The sequence below is a fragment of the Paraburkholderia ginsengiterrae genome (assembly GCF_001645125.1).
GTDB lineage: Bacteria > Pseudomonadota > Gammaproteobacteria > Burkholderiales > Burkholderiaceae > Paraburkholderia > Paraburkholderia ginsengiterrae.
The window spans coordinates 38529-55650 of the sequence record NZ_LXKA01000154.1; the positions used below are offsets into that span (position 1 = coordinate 38529).

Consider the following 17122-nt stretch of genomic DNA (forward strand, 5'->3'; position numbering starts at 1 on the left):
CCGTGTCCGAGACCGACATGCGCGATCAACCGCGCCTTCAAACTATCGCCACGCCATCGGAGCGTGAAGGAAAGACGCACGCTGAGGACGACACCTCGACGCGCCACGCGGATCAACACGCGGTTGATCCACACGCCGCGTACTATGCGGCGCGCGCGCCGGAATACGACGTCTCCGTGGGCTACGGAACGCCTCTCGTGGAGAAGCATCTCGCGCCGTTGAAGGCTCAGCTTCAAAGCGCGCTCGACGGCCGCGATGCGCTCGAAATCGCCTGCGGAACCGGTTACTGGACGCACGCCGTGGCGGCCACGGCGCGTTCAGTACTGGCCACCGACCGGGACACCGCTTCGCTGGCGCTCGCGAGGACGAGAATGGCCCCGAGCGCGCACGTGCGCTGCCAGCTCGCCGACGCCTATACGCTCGAAGGCGTGTCGGGCCAGTTCGACGCTGCCTACGCGCTGTTCTGGTGGTCCCACATGCCCCGGTCGAAAATAGCGGCCTTCCTTCGCACGCTGCACGGCAAACTCGCGCCCGGCGCGCGGGTCGTTTTTGCCGACCAGTTGCCGTACGGCTGGCACGGCAAGCGGCGCCTCGACGATGAAGGCAACCTGCTCGAGGAACGCACCCTGATCGACGGCACGCCGTTTGAAATCGTCAAGAATTTTCCGACCGAGACCGAGATCGCAAGCCTGCTGGCAGGCATTGCGCAACAGCCGGTCTATTCGACCGGAGCCGGCGGCCGCTGGTGGATGATCAGTTACCGGACCACCTCGAAGGCCTGAATCCCGGCGGTATCGCCCAGCGCGGTCTCGTCGGCGATCAGGCGTTCCATGATGCGCCGGGCGCGCACGGCGCCGGCGTCGATGGGCAACATGGCCGGGCGCAGCGACCAGAAATCGCGCCCGCCGATGGCCCGCTGCTGCGCTTCGAGCATCGGCAGATCCTCGTCGCGAAACGGCTTCATCAACCCTTCGACCGAGTATTGCACCAGCGCGGCGCCCTCTTCACCCATCTCGCGCGGCAGGCCGAACGCGAAGAAATAGTGGGTACGGGTAGCCGTTTCCGGCGTCAGCCAATGCGCGGACATGCCCACGCGCGCCATTTCCGGCGGCGCGCCGGCTTCGCGCACGCTGACTGTGATCGTCAGCAAGCCAGGCGGTTGCCACCGCACGTCGAGTTCGCGATCCGCCGCCTTGCCGTCTGGCACCCCGAACGCCTGCCCGACAAACGGCCGGAGCATTTCGCCCTGCATGATGCGGCGCACCCGCACGGTGTCGCCCTCGCTGGCGGATTGCACGGTGCCGCGCGCCATCATGTCGCTGCCAAGCGTATCGGGATGCAGGTACTGAAAATGGCTGAGGTCGAGCAGGTTGTCGGCGCTCAACTGATAGTTCGCCTGCGTCAGGAGATACCCTTCGCTCGTGACATTGCGCTCCGGATCCAGAAAGTCGAAGTCGGGCAGCGGCACTCTGTCCGCCTGCTGCGCCTCCCCCATCCAGATCCAGATCGCGCCGTAACGTTCGCGCGTCGGATAGCACCGTGCGCGCGCGCCGGCGGGAACTCGTCCATCGCCGTGCGGATTCAGCACACAGGTGCCCGCCGCGCCAAAACGCAGGCCGTGATACGGACACTCGAGCGCGCCGTCGATCAGCCGTCCGCGCGACAGAGGCGCAAAGCGATGCGGGCAGCGGTCTTCGAGCGCGACGACCGTTCCGCCCGGCTCGCGATAGAACACGAGCGGCCGGTCGAGCAAGGTGCGCGCAAACGGCGCGTCGGCGACGACCTCGCGGCTGAATGCAGCGACATACCAGGCGCTGGATAGAAACGGCATTGGATGAACTCCGAGGCGAATAGCGGTGCGGCCCGATAAATGAGGTGCATATCTGACGCACCTGCGGGCCGCGTGCAGCTTCAATGCTAAGCAAGCCGTATCGCAATACGCTCAACAATCCTCACGCGCATCCGGATTCACGCCATTTCCCAAATAGAGCCAATCCAGGTGCAATAAACGACATACAGATCACCAATGCAATGCGGCCTGATGTTTTAAAAAGCGAACTTGTATCAACCGACTTCTATTCATACGTCCGACAAAAGCTCAATTAGCTTAATTTTTACTTTCAATTCTGAAAGGTTTCTTGCCACAGGCTTGATAGGACAGGCCTTTCACCGTGATCCGGTCGAATCGACTGAAAGATTCGGCAAGGATGAAAAAAATACCCAATCCGTATCAGCCTGCTAATTCACCGCTAAATGCCGATAAGTTGTTCGCAAAATGCGATCCACAATTTGCGCAAATGTAACCGACTATATTTTCCGTAAATCGATGCGATTTAAATGAAACAAACCGTTACACCCTTGATCCATCTGTCGCTCTACTGTTCGATCACTCGCAGCGAAATCCCACCGCCAGGCCGTGGTTCCCGTCGCGTACGAGTCTGTCGTGCGCCAGGACCACTCGGAGGAAAAATGAAACTTGCAGTAATGACCCGGAGCGGGACGCTTTTCAGGTTGATCTGTCAGTGTTTCGAAGCTGACGGAGCGATTTGCCGGCAGTTCGACGACGACGTTGCGCTCGCGCGCTCGGTATATCGAGAGGAATACAGCGCGATCCTGATCGATGCGGACACTGGAATGAATCCGCTGCGCCCGGTGCTGGCACGGCGCGCCTGTTACGCCGACCGCCGCGCTCCGCTGATCGTCGTGGGCGCCCGCGACGACCGCGCCGACATCGCCCATCTGTTCGATGCAGGCGCCGACGATGTCGTGCTGTCGCCGGTCGACTCGCGCGAACTGGTACTGCGTGTGCATCTGGCCTTGCGGCGCTTCCAGCCGGCGCCGGCCGCCGAAGCCGACGACCGGCTCGAGTGCGGCGCGTACCGGCTCGAGCGCCGCACCTGCGAAGTGCTCGTCGACGGCGAGCCGGTACGGCTGACCTCGCGCGAATTCGCTATTGCGTGGCTGCTGTTCTCGCGTTCCGGCGAATACGTGAGCCGCCGTCAGATTGCGGGCGCGGTATGGAGCAGTTCCGAGGATATTGTCGGACGCACGCTCGAACAGCACATCTACAAGCTGCGCAAGAAACTCGATCTGAACGGCGCTCATGGCGTGCATCTGCGGACCATGTATGCGCATGGCTACCGCATCGAAACGGTGACGGTGCCCGTCGAGCTCGCCAGACCCATGCTTGCGCCGGAGCCGTTGTCGGCAACGGCCGGCGCGGACACGGAGATCGCCCGCGTCGAAGCGGCGCCGACCTTTGCGATGTTGAGCGCCATGCCATCGCAAGCCGCGCCGGTCGCCAAACGCGAGCAGGCGCCGCGCTGTGCGTTGCGAGAGACGCCGCACGCCGAAATCCATCCGGCCGACAGCGAAACCGCGCTGAATGCGCCGTACTGGTCCAACCCGGCGACCGAGCCCGCCTTCCCTGCCTGCGGCTCCACTGCGCCGCAAGCCTTGGTCGCGTTGTGGGCGGCGGGACGTGTATCACGCGGCCGCGGCGGCTAGACGCAACACGGGCACTAGCGGCGAAATGCGCGCCGCCGATGGGTGCGGTGACCGAACGATCGCCGCACCACGGATGGCACGACGGGCGGCACGGCGCATCGCACGCTCAAAACTCGATGATGCGCGGCGACAGCAGGAACAGGCGCTCCATATGGCTGTGCTCGTCGTCGCGATAGCGGAATAGCGCGCCAATCAGCGGAATCTTCGACAAGCCGGGCACGCCGGTTTCGGCATTGGTCCGCTGGTCGACACGATAACCCGCGATCAGAAGACTCTCGCCCTGCCCGACGAACGACTCGGTATTGATCGTGCTGGTGGTGATGACCGGGATGTTGTCGACCTGCTGGCTGGTCACCGAGCCGTCTTCGATATGGACGTTGAGCTTGATCTGCGTCTGACCGTTCTCGTCGACCACGAGCGGCAGCACGCGCAACGACACGCCGGTGGAAACGCTGTACAGATCGGCCGAGGTGTAGCCCGACACGCGCACGAAGAAGCGCGTCTTCTGATCCATCACGGCTTCGACATTGTTCAGGGTCGCCACTTTCGGGCTCGCGTCGATCTTCGCGAGATTGGTCTCCTGCAGCGCATTGACGCGCGCCAGCAGATAGCGCCCGGCATTGCCGAGCACCGCGGTCAGCGACGCGCCCGCCGGCGTCGTATCGATGACCGTCGTGCCGTCGGCGAGCGTCGAGGTGCCGAAGATCGGATTGATGTTGCCGTTGTAGCTGTTCTGCTGCGTGTTGCCGTTACCGGTCTGGAAGTCGAGATGGCTGGAGTGCGCGCGCCAGTCCACGCCGATCTGCTTGAGGGCGTTGTCGTCGATCTCGATGATGTGCGCTTCGATCTCGATCAGCTTCGGTTTCACGTCGAGCCGGTCGATCAGCGACTGATACTGCGCGAGCCGTTGCGGCAGATCGCGGATCAGCACCGAGTTCGTGCGCGGATCGGCTTCGATCACCGGCAGCGACTGCGTGCCGCCGCCGGGTGCCCCGGCGAAGTCGCCGCCGCCCGAATTGCTCGAACTGCTCGCGCCGCCGCCGTAGCCTGGCAGCGAAGGCATGCCCGAGGCGGCGCCGCCGCCCGCGCCCATGCCCTGCAGCAAGCCGCCGAGGCTGGGCTGGGCCGACCCGCCGCTGCCCGTCATGCCAGGCGGCAGCGGTGGCGGCGTGACGCCGGCCGGATAACCGCCGCCGTTCGTGCCGCCGGTCACGTCCTGCATCGGCTGCAGACGGCGCATGGTCGGCACGACCGCATTGCGCTCGTCGTCGCCGCCGCCGTTGCGCGAACCGCTCTTGTCCTGCGGGTGATACATGCCGGCCAGCACGTTCGCGACGCCGGGCACCGAGACCGTCTTGCCGTCGATCTCGACGTTGTGATCGGCCGCCCACGCATGATGCAGCGAGAACACGCGCACCTCCGACCCGGTGCGCTGCCCGGCATTCTGATCGAGCCGGCGCGCGACCTCCGCGACGAGTTGCACGTAAGGCACCGGCCCGCTCACGAGCGCCGTGCCCTGGCTCGGGTCATACATGATCGGAAAGCGCGGATTGGCGACGTGCAACTGGTCGAGCGCGGCGCGCAGGTCCGCCGTGCTCGCATAGTCGAGCTTGACGACCTGACGCGTCACGCTGTTGACGTCGCTGATCGACAGCACGTTGCCGTCGTAGAACCAGACAAAGCCGAAGGTCGACGCGAGGGTGTCGAGAAAACGTTGCGGCGACATATCGAACTGCCCGGTCACGGTGCCATGCACGTCGTCCGAGATGGTGGCCGGCACCCCTTGGCCGGCCGTGAAATCACGCAAGACTTCCTTGAGGTCCTTGCCTTCGGCCGAGATATGAACCATCGAACCGCGCCAGTGTATCGTCGCCGCATCGGCAACGTGCCCGCCAGTCGCGAATGCCAGGGACGCTGCCGCCAGGGCAGCGCAGATGAGCCGTTTCTTCTTCATCAGGAAATCCACGAATAGGATAAGTTGATCGCGGCGGCCGGCGCCGCGCCACTAACACGACTGACCGTGCCGAGGGCGCAAGCAAGCGCGAGGCGCCGCGCAAAAGCGACGCGCCGGATGCCGTGCCTAGCGCCCCAGCGTTTCCGAGGGCGCTTCGTGAAACTGCTTGCGATAACTGCTGACGAGCGTCGAGCGGTTTTGCACGCCCCACTTGTTCGCCGCGCACAGCACGCTGCGATCGCTCGTGAACGAGTCCTGAAGCAGTTCGGCGCGGATGCGCTCCATGCGTTGCCGCCGGATCAGCTCGGTCGGCGACAGACCGAGGAAGTTCTTGAACGCGCTTTGCAGCGCGCGTTCCGTCACGCCCACTTCGGCCGCGACTTCACGCACCGACAGGTCGTGACGGTCGAGGTTTTCCTGCAGGTAGCGATAGGCGCGCCGGTATTTCGCGGGCAGCCGCGCGCCGACATCGTCGAGTTGCGCCGCGTGCCGCGCGGCCCGGTTGGAGAACGGCGCGATCGCCTGCGCGTCGTCGCGCAGGCATTGCGTCGTGATCAACGCATAGCGGCTGTACAGCTGGATCGACTCGCGCGTGCGGCCCTGCAACTGACGCACCTTGGCGACGCAGTACAGGTACTCGAGCTGACGGTGTCCGGTGGATGCCGCGGAATCGCTGCGATGCAGCGGTTCGAGCACCGTTTCCGCGAGTTGCGTGGCCTCCGAGGCGAGCGCCGCCAGCACGATCTCGAAGCGTGTCGTGCGCACGTAGTCATGCAGGCCGGCGTTCTGCGCCCAGCTCAGATGCGCGGTGATGTCGTTCATCGCATCACGCTCGCCCTTGAGCAGCGCACGCAGATGCCGCAGAAAGCCGATCCGCTCGCGCAACAGCGGCGCCTGCACGCGCGCCGCCTCGGCTTCGCAAAGATCCGCGGCTTCGGCGGCGTCGCCGCCGCCCGGCATGCGCTCGTCGGCCATGCCGGATTGCCAGTACACGTGATCGCCGAGCAGCGGCGAGGAGCGCAGTTCGCGCTGCACCGCGATGTCGAAGCGCAGTGTGGTGACCACATCGCGCCAGTGCGTCGAGCCGCCCTCGCTCGCCGACGCGGCCATGGCCGCGAGTTCGTCGACAGCATCGGAGGCGTCGCGCGATTGGCCCAACTCGTAGAGCGCGCAGGCAATGCCGAAACGCGCTTCGAGGCGTTGCACCGGCGCGATGCCGGTTTCGTCGACGACCCGCGCGAAGCACGACAGCGCGGTTGCGAAACGATGGCGAAACAGCGCTTGCCAGCCGACATTGCGGCACGACGCGGCGCGAATCGCCTCACGCGGGGTACGGATCGCCTTCTGCGCGCGGCGATATTGCTCCTCCGCTTCGTCGCCAATGCCCAGTGTCATTTGCATGTCTGCATAGAGTTGCAGAAGCCACGGCATATCGGCACTCTGGCCGGCCTCTTCAGCCCAGCGGTTGGCCTGTGCGCGGGCCGCATTGAGATTGCCTTCCTGCAGCTTGTCGAGAAATCCCTCCGGCAGCCTTGGCACGCTGAGTGCCGCGGCGAATGGGAAATAAAGCGTCAGAAACATCGTTCAACTCCTCGTTGATGCACGGCATTGGCCTGCGTGCATGACATGCGGCGCCGATGGTGGATCTATGTCCACGAATGCAGCGAGGTGAAGTGCGATGTGACCGGCGCCCGCGTTGCCCCAATGTATAGAAACGGGTGGCGCGAATTTTCAACAAATCTGATAGCGGAGCTTGATTTGAGAGCTATTGAGAATTGGACGGCCGTTTGCTTTTGCTCTCGCGGATTAACAACAAAATAAGCGGCAAATAAGGGATTGAGGTTCACGAAGACAGCGGTAAAAACGCCGCCTATTTTTTCATTGCATCGGAGATGGATCGCAATTGTTCGCCAAGACTGGTCAATATCAATTGGTCCTTCACCTGGTCGACGAAGATCCCCACGAATAGCGCAAGTATCAGCACGGTCAGCGCGCCTTTGACCGGTTGGCTCAAACTCACGAGATCGAGTTTTTGCGCGGATTTCGCGCCGAATCCAAAAGCGAGATCGACAAGCAGCAGCACGAACATCATCGGCGCGGCGAGTTTCGCCGTGGTCTGCATCAGCGTATCGGTCTGATTCAGCACGAAACTCTCCAGCACGCTGGAGGCCACCGGCGTACTCGAAGTCAACGGCCACCAGTGATACGACTCGTAGAGCACGCCGAGCAGAAACGTCATGCCGCCAAAGGTCCAGAACGCGACGCTCGCCACCTGGGCGAGCAGGACCGCGGTCGGCGTGGACTGGTCCTGACGCATCGGGTTCGTGATCTGCACGTTGTTGTAGCCGGTCAGATCGTCGACGTAAGTGCCCGCGGCTTCCGCCACCCAGAACACGGTCGATGCGGCGAACCCCAGCACCAGCCCGATAATGCCCTCGCGCAGGCCGATTTCGATCAGCGTCACACCCGTGAGCGACGTGATGAGCGAGGCCGGTTGCCCGTATGCGATGAACGAACTGAACAGCAGCACGATGCCGTTGCGCACTACGCCCTGGAGGATGCCGTCGGCCGTGGGCGGAAAAATGTAAAGCATCACGAAGAGCCGCACCGAACAGACCGCCAGCACCATCAGGTAGTCCATCAGCGAGGTGCCGAACTGCGGGAGTGTGGTTAGGGCTTCGTTCATCCGTGGCTTGTGCAGTGAGTGATGCGCCGGGTCATGGTCCGTCTCATACGACGGAGCGCGCGTTGATGCGCATGCGTGCGAGCGCGGCTTCTTCCGCCTCCTCATCGGCGGCGTCGCTCGCGGCGGCCTCAACCGATCGCCGGATCTCCGCGACGCGCGCTTTGCAGATGTCGATCCGGCCGCGATTGTTCGCGATCGCGCGCAACGTCGCCGCGACTTCGAGCGCCTTGGCCTCGACCGCCTGCTCCAGCATCGCGAGTTCGCCTTCGGCCACCCGCAGCCGGTCCGCGACGATCTCCGCGTGGCGCATGCTGGCGTTCATCTCGGCGAGAGCGAACGCTTTACTGCCACTCATCAGTTGAGCGATGCGTTCATGGCACGCCAGCAGCAGCTCGCGCTCGCTCTGCACAGCCGCGCTTTTGTCGTCGCGCTGCGCGGCGGCGTGCGCGTGCTGTTCGCGCTGGGCGGCGAGCGTGTTGCGCAAGCTGTCCTCGAGCCGCGTGCGGCGCTCGGCCGTGCGGCGCAACGCTGCGATACGCCGGTCGGCCGCGTTCATTCCCATACAGGCATCCCCATGCGCGTCAGCCGCCGGCGAGGTTGAAGAGCTGCGCCTCGGTATCCGCGGGGGCCGCGAACTGGTCGGTCGCCTGCGAGAAAAATGCCCGGATCGCGTCGATCTTGCCGATGGCCTCGTCGGCGAGCGGATTGCCGCCCGGTTTGTATTCGCCGATCTGCAGCAGCATCTCGACCTCGCGATGACTCGCCAGCAACTCGCGCACGCGCGCCGCGGCCTGCACGTAGTCGCGCGACATCACCTGCGGCATCACGCGCGAGAGGCTCGCGAGCACGTCGATGGCCGGGTACTGGTTCTTCGCCGCGATCTCGCGCGAGAGGATCATGTGACCGTCGAGAATGCCGCGCACTTCTTCGGCGATCGGATCGCTGCCCGAATCGTCTTCGGCCAGCACGGTGTAGAGCGCCGTGATCGAACCGGTGGCGCCCATCCCTGCGCGCTCCAGCAGACGCGGCAGCTCGGCGAAGATCGACGGTGGAAAGCCGCGCCGCGCGGGCGGCTCGCCGGCCGCGAGACCGATCTCGCGCTGCGCGCGGGCAAAACGGGTGAGCGAATCCATCATCAGCAGCACGCGGCGCCCCTGATCGCGGAAATGTTCGGCGATCGCGGTGGCCACGTACGCGGCCTTCGCGCGTTCGATCGACGAGCGGTCCGAGGTCGCGCACACCACGATCGAGCGCTCCATGCCCTCGGGTCCGAGTATCAGCTCGACGAACTCGCGCACTTCCCGGCCGCGTTCACCGATCAGCGCGATCACCGTCACGTCGCATTGCGCGCCGCGTGCGAACATGCCGAGCAAGGTGCTCTTGCCGACGCCGGCGGGCGCGAAGATACCCATGCGCTGCCCCTCGGCGAGCGTCATCATGCCGTCCACCACGCGCACGCCGGTCGCGAGCGGCGCTTCGATCATCTGGCGGCTCATCGGGTCGGGCGGACTGGCGAAGATCGGCCGTTCGTCCTCTGCTTCGATGGGACCGAGTCCGTCGATCGGCTGGCCGAGGCTGTCGATCACGCGGCCGAGCAGCGCATCGCCGACCGGCACGGACAGCGGCCGTCCGAGTCCGATCACCTGAGTCGAGCGCGAGATGTCGGCGAGCCGCGAGAACGGCGACAGCAACGCAACGTCACGCGTAAAGCCGATCACCTCGGCATGCTGCAGCAATGCGCCGTTGGCCGAACGCAACTCGCAGAGTTCGCCCAGCGTGACATCGAGTCCGGCAACTTTGACGAGCGTGCCGATGACTTCGAGCACCTTGCCGCTGCGGGCGATATTGCGAGTGGCGAGAATCTCCTGCTCGATGGCGTCAGTCAGCCGCTCGACATCGAAGAGCGGCCGCGGGCGGCTGCCGTCGGAGCGTTCATCGGCGAGTGGGCGAGAGGAAGTCATCGTGCGAGCGAAGTGCCGTGAGGGCGCCCTTTAAGTGCCGTCGGCGTCGGCGGGTTGATCGTCAAGCTCCGAGGCCTCCGGATCGCCGTAGCCCTCGCCCGCCGACTGCTTGAGCGCGCGCGCCACCGCGGAACGCATCGCGCGCAATTGCGTCGCGAGACTCGCATCGACCGCGCCGAAGTCCGATTCGCAGATGCAACTGCCCGCGTCGAGCCGCTTGTCGGCCACCACCGAGAGCGGGAACGGCCGGCCCAGTTCGCGCCAGCGGGCCGACAGCCGCTCGAAGGCGATGCAGGCTTTGTCGTAGTCCCCTGGACTGACGGCGACCCGCAGATAGGTCGCGCCTTCGACGATCCGGTCGACCGTGGTCAGCGCCCGTTCGAACAGCAGATTCGACTCCTGCACATTGACGATCTGCTCGACGGCCACCGTGACGATTTCCGCGAGGCGTTCGCGCATTTTCGTCTGCGTGCGCCGCTGCTCGGCTCCCGCATCCGCTAGCCTCTCGATCCAGTCGGCCAGTGCCTGTTGCTCGCCGTCGCGGTAACCCTGCTCGGCGGCCGCGTCGTAGTCGCGGCGCGCCGCGGCGAGAATCTCCCGCGCCTCGTGACGCGCGGCGTCGAGCACGGCTTGTGCTTCGTCGCGGGCCAGTGCGAGCGTCGTGTCGCGATCCGCGGCGAGTTGCGCGTAGGCCTCGTCGATCTCCAGCAACGCGCCGAAGGTGGCGCGCGGAATCACGTCCGCGTGAACGCCGACGCGCGCACTCGGGCTCTGCGCCAGCTCACGATCCGCTCTCAGCCAAATGACCATGCCGACTCCGGTAGCAGTTCCGGCAAGCGCGCGAGCAGCTGCGCGGTGCCGTCCGCATCGAGTTCGCGCCCGCCTGCGTCGAGCCACGGCGACGCGGGAAGCGTGCGTGGCAACGCAAGCCGCAGCAACGCGAATGGCGCGGCGATGCTGCGGCTGTCGCGCATTAGTAGCGCGTAGCCTTCGTACGCGAGCGTGTCGGCATCGAGGCGGTCGAGCGCGGGGAGCTTGCCGCGCGCGGTCAGGAGCGCGGTATCCGGTGCGTTCGCCGCGGCGGAGGTGCGGGTGGCACCCGTTGTACCTGCGGCGCCGCTCGTCAAACGGTCGAGCGGCACGCCGACCCATTCCGATAGCTGCGTGCGAGTGCGTTTATCGATCAGGCGCCGCACATCGGCGCGGCGCAATACGAGCGAGCGCATGCGCAGCACGCGCAGCCCCCACTCCGGCGGCAGCGCGTCGAGCATGGCGAGATTGGGTGCCTGCAGGGCGTCGAAGGGCGGCGCTTGTATGCCGAGCGCTCGCAGCAGCGCGAGCGAACAGGCCTCGCTTTGCTCACGTTTCGCGTTCGCCAGCGCGGCTCGCACGCCGTCGAGGCGCACGGGGTCGACACCGAGCGCGGCAGCCAGCCAGGACGAATGGACCCAGCGCGCAGCTTCACGGGCATTGCGTTCGTACGCGGCGAGCACCGCCGCCGCGCGCGCGAACGGGAACGCGGTGGATGCGCCCATCAGGCCGTCGACGTCGGTTTGGCGCGCCGCAACCGTGCAAGCAGCGCAGCCAATTTCGCACCCGGCCCGCTCGAAGCCAGCTTCGCCGGCATGCCGCGCTTCATCCAGATGAAGAGCGCGGCGGCGCAAACAAGAAACACGAGCGCCGCGCCGACGATCATCGGCAACGGCGATTGCGCCTGCGGCAAACGCGACAGGTCCACCGGGTCGGCCGGCACCGCGGTCACGCTGACGGCGTCATAAGTGAGCCCTTCGACGCTGTGCATGACGAGCGTCTTGATCTGCGGCACGAGCGTGCTGGCGTCCGAGTCCGGCCGATACTTGATGAAGACCGACGCCGACGAGGGCTTGATCTGCTGCGCGAGCGGGTCGTTATTCGGCAGCACGATCTGCACCCGCGCGACGATCACGCCGTCGATCTTCGAGAGCGTCGAGGACAGCTCCTGCGACAAGCCGTAGATAAAGCGCACGCGCTCTTCGGTCGGCGTCGACACGAGGCCGTCCTTCTTGAAGAGACCGCCGAGATCGTCATACTTGCTGTGCGGCAAGCCGCGCGCCCGCAGCACTTCCATCGCGCGAACCATCTGGTTCTGATCGACATCGAGCGCCCAGGTCTTGCCGTCGTCCGAAGTGGCTTTGGTCGCGTCGACGCCCTGCTCCAGCAGCGCGACCACCATCTCGTTGACGTCCTGCTCCGACAGATTGCCGTACAGCTCTTTCTGACACCCGGCGAGCGTCATGCATAGCGCGAGCGCTACGCACAGCGCGCCGCCGCGCGTCATCAGGCGCTTCAACGAGCACCCCATCGCGCCAGCCAGGTCGGGATTCGTGTCGCGCATGCGCTATTGATTCTTCATCAGGGTTTCGAGCGAGGATTTCGAAGAATCGACGACACTCATCTTCGCTTCCATGTCGAGCTGGGTGCTCGCCAGTTCGAGTGTCACCTTCATCGTCGCGGCCGTCATCTCCTGCATCGACATATCCGGCGCATGGTCCGACAGCGACACCACGTCGTTGACGGAGCGCTGCAACTCGGCGTCCTGCGACGCCACCAGCTTCGAGACGACGTTGCCGCCGTCGTTCGCGCCGTGCGACGGCGCCTCCATGCGCGGATGCTGCATCAGCGATTTGAACTTGTCGCCGAGCTGCTGCATGGATGGGTCCGCGGTGGACTGCGCCGCGCTCTTTTCAAGCGCGGCGGCAATCTGCTTCGACGTGACGGACACGCTCATGGCCGGTCTCCCGCAAAACGTTCGTGGCGTGGATCAGATGCGCAGATAGTTGTGCTGGCCGACCGTCTCAGCCGGCGTGGCGCTCACCGCAACGCCTTGTTCGCTCTCCTCTTCGCTCTCGTCGCCGAGCGCCGCAATCGACATCGGCACTTCAAACTTGCCGCCATTGCGATAGGTGCGCACCGCCGCACGCAGATCGTCGCGCGCCTCGAGCGCACGCACCAGCCGGCGGGTATTGCGGTCGGGATTTTCTTCCATCGCTTCGCCCGCGCTGCGGCGCCAGTTCGGATCGCCCTTGGCGGACAGGCAGAAGGCGAGCAGCGCCTTGGCATAGGCAAAACGCGGCGCGTCGGCGATCACCTGGTGGAACACCTGAATCGCGTCGTCCCAGTTGCCGCGCTGCATGTGCAGCACCGCGTCGACAGTTTCCAGTTCCGCCATCTTCGGGCGCAGCACGCGCAATGCATCGAGCACCAGTTCGATATCGTACGGATCGACTTCAAGGACCGGGAAGTTGTTGAGCAGCACCGCGGAGATCGTTTCGATCAGGCCGCTGACGATGTCCTGACTGCAATTCAGATAGTTCGTCGAAGTAACACTCATGATGCAGAGCTCCCGCTAGGTGGATGCCGACCGGCAAGAAGGGACAGCCGCAGCGCGTTCGAGCCTGGTCCGGCGCACGCCTGAGCTTCGATATGCGGAAGATACCCAGAGGGGTGCGCATCTCGCGCTGTGGACGCGAAGCCAGCGCAACTGGCGCGAAGCGCGCCCGTCATCTCGCGCCCATGGACCGCGCCGCCTCGCACAGTTCGTGCCTGAGCGCATTAACCACCGCGGCGTGACAGCGCGTCCGGAAACTGCTTCGCTGCACACGCGGCGGCTTCGTGTCGGGCGTGGGGAGCCCGGCCGGTGACCGCTACTATCAGTTGTCGCGGTGCGCCACGGATCGGCCATGGAACCTTGCCTGTACCTACGGCGCGCGCCCGCAGCTTGCCGCCCCACTTCCCTTCGCCCGTTCACGGGACCGCCCGATGAGTGATGAAAAGACCGAACAGCCCACCGAGAAGCGGCTTCGGGACGCACGCAAGGAAGGCCAGGTATCGAAGAGCACCGATCTGACCGACTCCGTCACGATGTCCGCCGTGATCGGCGTGCTGATTCTCGCCTCGGGCAGCTTCGCGGGCGCCTTTCGTGCGATCGTCGCGACCGCGCTCGACTTCGTTTCAGGCGATCACTCGCTCGCCAACCTGTTCGGCAAGATGACCAGCGTGGGCGGCCAGAGCTTGCTGGTCGTGGTGCCGTTCGTGCTGATCGGCGCGGTGGCGGCACTGGCGGCGCTGATCCCGCAGGTCGGCTTCAAGGTCGCCACCAAGCCGGTCGTGCCCAATCCGATGAACGCGAGCCCGATCAACGGCTTCAAGCGCATCTTCTCGTGGCGCACCGTTATCGAACTGGTCAAGATGATCATCAAGGCGGTCATCATCGGCTTCGTGATGTGGTTCACGATCAAATGGATGCTGCCGCTGATCGTCGGATCGCTGTATCAGCCGCTGCCTCAGCTGTCGAAAATGTTCTGGGACCTGCTGCTGAAACTGTGCTCGATCGCGGCGGGCGTGTTCGTGGTGATCGGCAGCGCCGACGTCAAGCTGCAGCACGCCATGTTCATCCGCAAGATGCGCATGTCCAAAGACGAGGTCAAGCGCGAACACAAGCAGCAGGAAGGCGATCCGAAGATCAAGGGGGAACGCCGGCGGCTCGCGCGCGAGTTCGCGAGTTCGGCCGGCACGCAGCAGCGGGTCGGCTTCGCCAATGCGCTGATCGTCAACCCGACGCACTACGCGGTGGCGATCCGCTATGCGCCCAGCGAGCATCCGCTGCCGCTGGTGACGGCCAAGGGCATGGACGAAAGCGCCGCGCAGCTGCGCGGCTTCGCGCAGCAGGCCAACGTGCCGATTATCGGCAATCCGCCCGTGGCCCGCGCGCTCTACAAGGTCGGCCTCGATGAGCCGATTCCGGAAGAACTTTTTGAAACCGTTGCCGCGATCCTGCGCTGGGTCGAGGCAATCGGCGCCAACCGGCAGTCCGCGTCGAGCGACGACGCGGCCGCTCCATTGCACTGACGTCCAGCCACACCACGAGGTTCGAGATGTTCAAGTCACTCAAGTTGCCGGCGGGCGGGGAAATCGGCATCGCGCTGCTCGTCGTGGCGATCATCTCGCTCATGATCCTGCCTTTGGCGCCGGCGCTGATCGATATTCTGCTGGCGATCAACATCACCATCAGCGTCACCTTGCTGATGATCACGATGTATGTGCCCAGCGTCGTATCGCTGTCGGTGTTTCCGTCGCTGCTGCTGTTCACCACGCTCTACCGGCTATCGCTGAACATCGCCTCCACCAAGTCGATTCTGCTGCATGCCGACGCCGGCCATATCATCGAAAGTTTCGGCGAGCTGGTGGTGGGCGGCAATCTGGTGGTCGGGCTGGTCGTGTTCGTGATCATTACCACCGTTCAGTTCATCGTGATCGCCAAGGGCTCGGAACGCGTCGCGGAGGTCGGTGCGCGCTTCACGCTCGATGCGTTGCCGGGCAAGCAGATGAGTATCGACGCCGACCTGCGCGCCAACATCATCTCGCCGGAAGAAGCGCGCCGCAAACGCGCCACGCTGGCAGTCGAAAGCCAGTTGCACGGCGGCATGGACGGTGCGATGAAGTTCGTCAAGGGCGACGCGATCGCGGGGCTGATCATCACGATGATCAATATCGTGGCGGGCATTGCCGTGGGCGTCGCGTATCACGACATGTCGGCGGGCGAGTCGGCCAACCGGTTCTCGGTGCTCTCGGTGGGCGACGCGATGGTGTCGCAGATTCCTTCCCTGCTGCTCTCCGTCGCGGCGGGCGTGATGATCACGCGCGTTGCCGACGAGCGCGACGCGAAGCCGCTGTCACTCGGCGACGAGATCGGCCGTCAACTCTCCACCAGCCACCGCGCGCTCTACTTCGCCAGCCTCCTGCTGCTTGGCTTCGCGGCGGTGCCCGGTTTTCCGACGGCGCTCTTCCTGTTGCTCTCCGGCACGCTGGCGTTCTGCGGCTATCGCCTGAGCAAGCGCGCGCCCGCGTCGAGCACGCATGCGAGCGAAGCGGTCAACGCCATGCAGCGTTCGGGCGCGAAGATCGACGTGCCCGCGATCCTGATGCGGCCGCCGCAGTTCGCGTGTCCGCTCGGCGTGCGAATCTCGCCGGACCTCGTGCCGCGCCTGTCGACCACGGCGCTCGACAAATCGTTCGAGACGGAACGCACGCGTTTGCAGGAGTATCTCGGCCTGCCGTTCCCGGGCATCACGATGTGGACGAGCGACGCACTGCCGCCCTCCAGTTGCGAACTGCTGATGCACGACGTGCCGTACTGCGCCATCGAGTTGCCGCCTGGCAAGGTGATGCTGCCGGATGCGTTGTCGCTCGGCAAGAACGACGCCATGCAGGCGGAACTCGCGGCACTGGCACGCCGCGGCGAGCAGCGCCGCGGGCTCGACGGCGGCCCCGGCCCCACCTGGTGGCTCGATGAAAAATCGCTGCCCGCCAAAATTCCCGCATGGCGCGCGGAACAGGTGATCGCTCACGCGTCCGTGGCGATGCTGCGCCGTCACGCGTCGCTCTTTCTCGGCATTCAGGAAGTGCAGTGGATCCTCGATCAGCAGAACGCGGAATATCCGGGCCTCGTCGCCGAGGTGCAAAAGGTGCTGCCGCCGCAGCGTATCGCCGACGTTCTGCGGCGTCTGCTCGAAGAACAGGTGCCGATCCGCAATCTGCGCAACATTCTGGAGAGCCTGATCGTCTGGGGTGCGAAGGAAAAAGACATGCTGATGCTGACCGAGTACGTGCGCGGCGATCTCGCGCGTTTTCTCGCGCATCGCGCGGCGGGCGGCGCACGGCAGTTGCCCGCCGTGCTGTTCGACCTGCCGGTCGAGCAGCACATCCGCCAGGCGATCAAGCAGACGCCGACCGGCAACTTCCTCGCCCTGCCGCCGGATGAGGCCAACTTCCTCGTCGACAAGATCCAGTCGTTTGTCGGCCAGGTGCCGCGCGAAGGCGTGGCGCTGGTCACGTCGATGGATATCCGCCGTTACGTGCGGCGGATGATCGAAGGGCGGCTCGGCTGGCTGTCGGTCTATTCGTATCAGGAACTGGGCGATCACGTCGAGTTGCAGCCGCTCGGCCGCGTCACCATCTGAACACCCGTGACCTGAA

At 65.0% G+C, this 17122-nt stretch carries 15 protein-coding genes; 4 read left to right on the plus strand and 11 right to left on the minus strand.

The window, feature by feature from the left end; genetic code table 11:
- Positions 1-2: 2 nt before the first annotated feature.
- Positions 3-782, plus strand: coding sequence for a class I SAM-dependent methyltransferase (locus tag A6V37_RS12465; protein ID WP_064266280.1), 780 nt, complete (start codon positions 3-5; stop codon positions 780-782).
- Here the strand turns inward: A6V37_RS12465 and A6V37_RS12470 are convergent.
- Positions 758-1831 (minus strand): aromatic ring-hydroxylating dioxygenase subunit alpha, encoded by a 1074-nt coding sequence (locus A6V37_RS12470; protein WP_064266281.1) that lies wholly within the window; start codon positions 1829-1831, stop codon positions 758-760. The two genes, A6V37_RS12465 and A6V37_RS12470, sit on opposite strands and share 25 nt — an antisense overlap.
- A 638-nt stretch (positions 1832-2469) precedes the next feature.
- Between A6V37_RS12470 and A6V37_RS12475 the strand changes: the two genes are divergently transcribed.
- Complete coding sequence (locus A6V37_RS12475) at positions 2470-3507, plus strand: response regulator transcription factor (RefSeq protein WP_064286031.1); 1038 nt, start codon at positions 2470-2472, stop codon at positions 3505-3507.
- Between the two features lie 106 nt (positions 3508-3613).
- Here A6V37_RS12475 and sctC read toward each other — a convergent pair whose 3' ends face one another.
- The 10 genes from sctC to A6V37_RS12525 all read right to left on the minus strand — a co-directional run bounded on the left by sctC (position 3614) and on the right by A6V37_RS12525 (position 13478).
- The gene (gene sctC / locus A6V37_RS12480) at positions 3614-5461 is read right to left on the minus strand and encodes a type III secretion system outer membrane ring subunit SctC (RefSeq protein WP_064266283.1); all 1848 of its coding nucleotides are present in this window, start codon (positions 5459-5461) and stop codon (positions 3614-3616) included.
- A 126-nt stretch (positions 5462-5587) separates the two neighbouring features.
- On the minus strand, positions 5588-7042 hold the full coding sequence (locus tag A6V37_RS12485; protein WP_064266284.1) for a helix-turn-helix transcriptional regulator: 1455 nt from the start codon (positions 7040-7042) through the stop codon (positions 5588-5590).
- A 289-nt stretch (positions 7043-7331) separates the two neighbouring features.
- On the minus strand, positions 7332-8147 hold the full coding sequence (gene sctT / locus A6V37_RS12490) for a type III secretion system export apparatus subunit SctT (protein WP_064266285.1): 816 nt from the start codon (positions 8145-8147) through the stop codon (positions 7332-7334).
- Positions 8148-8190: 43 nt separating this feature from the next.
- Entirely contained in the window at positions 8191-8703 is a 513-nt protein-coding gene (locus tag A6V37_RS12495) for a hypothetical protein (RefSeq protein WP_075643474.1), read from the minus strand.
- Between the two features lie 25 nt (positions 8704-8728).
- Positions 8729-10108, minus strand: coding sequence for a type III secretion system ATPase SctN (gene sctN / locus A6V37_RS12500; RefSeq protein WP_082902620.1), 1380 nt, complete (start codon positions 10106-10108; stop codon positions 8729-8731).
- 30 nt (positions 10109-10138) lie between these two features.
- Positions 10139-10918, minus strand: coding sequence for a type III secretion system stator protein SctL (sctL, locus tag A6V37_RS12505; protein ID WP_082902621.1), 780 nt, complete (start codon positions 10916-10918; stop codon positions 10139-10141).
- On the minus strand, positions 10903-11643 hold the full coding sequence (locus A6V37_RS12510; protein ID WP_064266287.1) for a type III secretion protein HrpB4: 741 nt from the start codon (positions 11641-11643) through the stop codon (positions 10903-10905). Before A6V37_RS12510 ends, sctL begins: the two co-directional genes overlap by 16 nt.
- Positions 11643-12449, minus strand: a complete 807-nt coding sequence (gene sctJ / locus A6V37_RS12515) for a type III secretion system inner membrane ring lipoprotein SctJ (protein ID WP_064266369.1) — start codon at positions 12447-12449, stop codon at positions 11643-11645. Before sctJ ends, A6V37_RS12510 begins: the two co-directional genes overlap by 1 nt.
- A gap of 36 nt (positions 12450-12485) precedes the next feature.
- Positions 12486-12875, minus strand: coding sequence for a type III secretion protein HrpB2 (locus A6V37_RS12520; protein WP_064266288.1), 390 nt, complete (start codon positions 12873-12875; stop codon positions 12486-12488).
- Positions 12876-12908: 33 nt separating this feature from the next.
- On the minus strand, positions 12909-13478 hold the full coding sequence (locus A6V37_RS12525) for an HrpB1 family type III secretion system apparatus protein (protein ID WP_064266289.1): 570 nt from the start codon (positions 13476-13478) through the stop codon (positions 12909-12911).
- 428 nt (positions 13479-13906) lie between these two features.
- On the opposite strand from A6V37_RS12525, the gene sctU reads away from it, so the two are divergent.
- Positions 13907-14995, plus strand: coding sequence for a type III secretion system export apparatus subunit SctU (gene sctU / locus A6V37_RS12530; RefSeq protein WP_064286032.1), 1089 nt, complete (start codon positions 13907-13909; stop codon positions 14993-14995).
- 26 nt (positions 14996-15021) lie between these two features.
- Complete coding sequence (gene sctV, locus A6V37_RS12535; protein ID WP_064286033.1) at positions 15022-17106, plus strand: type III secretion system export apparatus subunit SctV; 2085 nt, start codon at positions 15022-15024, stop codon at positions 17104-17106.
- Positions 17107-17122 lie beyond the last annotated feature (16 nt).

Bases quoted from the DNA above. Each gene is read 5' to 3' on its own strand.
- sctL (WP_082902621.1), bottom strand. From the start codon at position 10,918: ATGGTCATTTGGCTGAGAGCGGATCGTGAGCTGGCGCAGAGCCCGAGT.
- sctN (WP_082902620.1), bottom strand. From the start codon at position 10,108: ATGACTTCCTCTCGCCCACTCGCCGATGAACGCTCCGACGGCAGCCGC.
- A6V37_RS12470 (WP_064266281.1), bottom strand. From the start codon at position 1,831: ATGCCGTTTCTATCCAGCGCCTGGTATGTCGCTGCATTCAGCCGCGAG.
- sctU (WP_064286032.1), top strand. From the start codon at position 13,907: ATGAGTGATGAAAAGACCGAACAGCCCACCGAGAAGCGGCTTCGGGAC.
- A6V37_RS12525 (WP_064266289.1), bottom strand. From the start codon at position 13,478: ATGAGTGTTACTTCGACGAACTATCTGAATTGCAGTCAGGACATCGTC.
- A6V37_RS12520 (WP_064266288.1), bottom strand. From the start codon at position 12,875: ATGAGCGTGTCCGTCACGTCGAAGCAGATTGCCGCCGCGCTTGAAAAG.
- sctV (WP_064286033.1), top strand. From the start codon at position 15,022: ATGTTCAAGTCACTCAAGTTGCCGGCGGGCGGGGAAATCGGCATCGCG.
- A6V37_RS12495 (WP_075643474.1), bottom strand. From the start codon at position 8,703: ATGAACGCGGCCGACCGGCGTATCGCAGCGTTGCGCCGCACGGCCGAG.
- sctT (WP_064266285.1), bottom strand. From the start codon at position 8,147: ATGAACGAAGCCCTAACCACACTCCCGCAGTTCGGCACCTCGCTGATG.
- A6V37_RS12510 (WP_064266287.1), bottom strand. From the start codon at position 11,643: ATGGGCGCATCCACCGCGTTCCCGTTCGCGCGCGCGGCGGCGGTGCTC.
- sctJ (WP_064266369.1), bottom strand. From the start codon at position 12,449: ATGGGGTGCTCGTTGAAGCGCCTGATGACGCGCGGCGGCGCGCTGTGC.
- A6V37_RS12485 (WP_064266284.1), bottom strand. From the start codon at position 7,042: ATGTTTCTGACGCTTTATTTCCCATTCGCCGCGGCACTCAGCGTGCCA.
- sctC (WP_064266283.1), bottom strand. From the start codon at position 5,461: ATGAAGAAGAAACGGCTCATCTGCGCTGCCCTGGCGGCAGCGTCCCTG.
- A6V37_RS12475 (WP_064286031.1), top strand. From the start codon at position 2,470: ATGAAACTTGCAGTAATGACCCGGAGCGGGACGCTTTTCAGGTTGATC.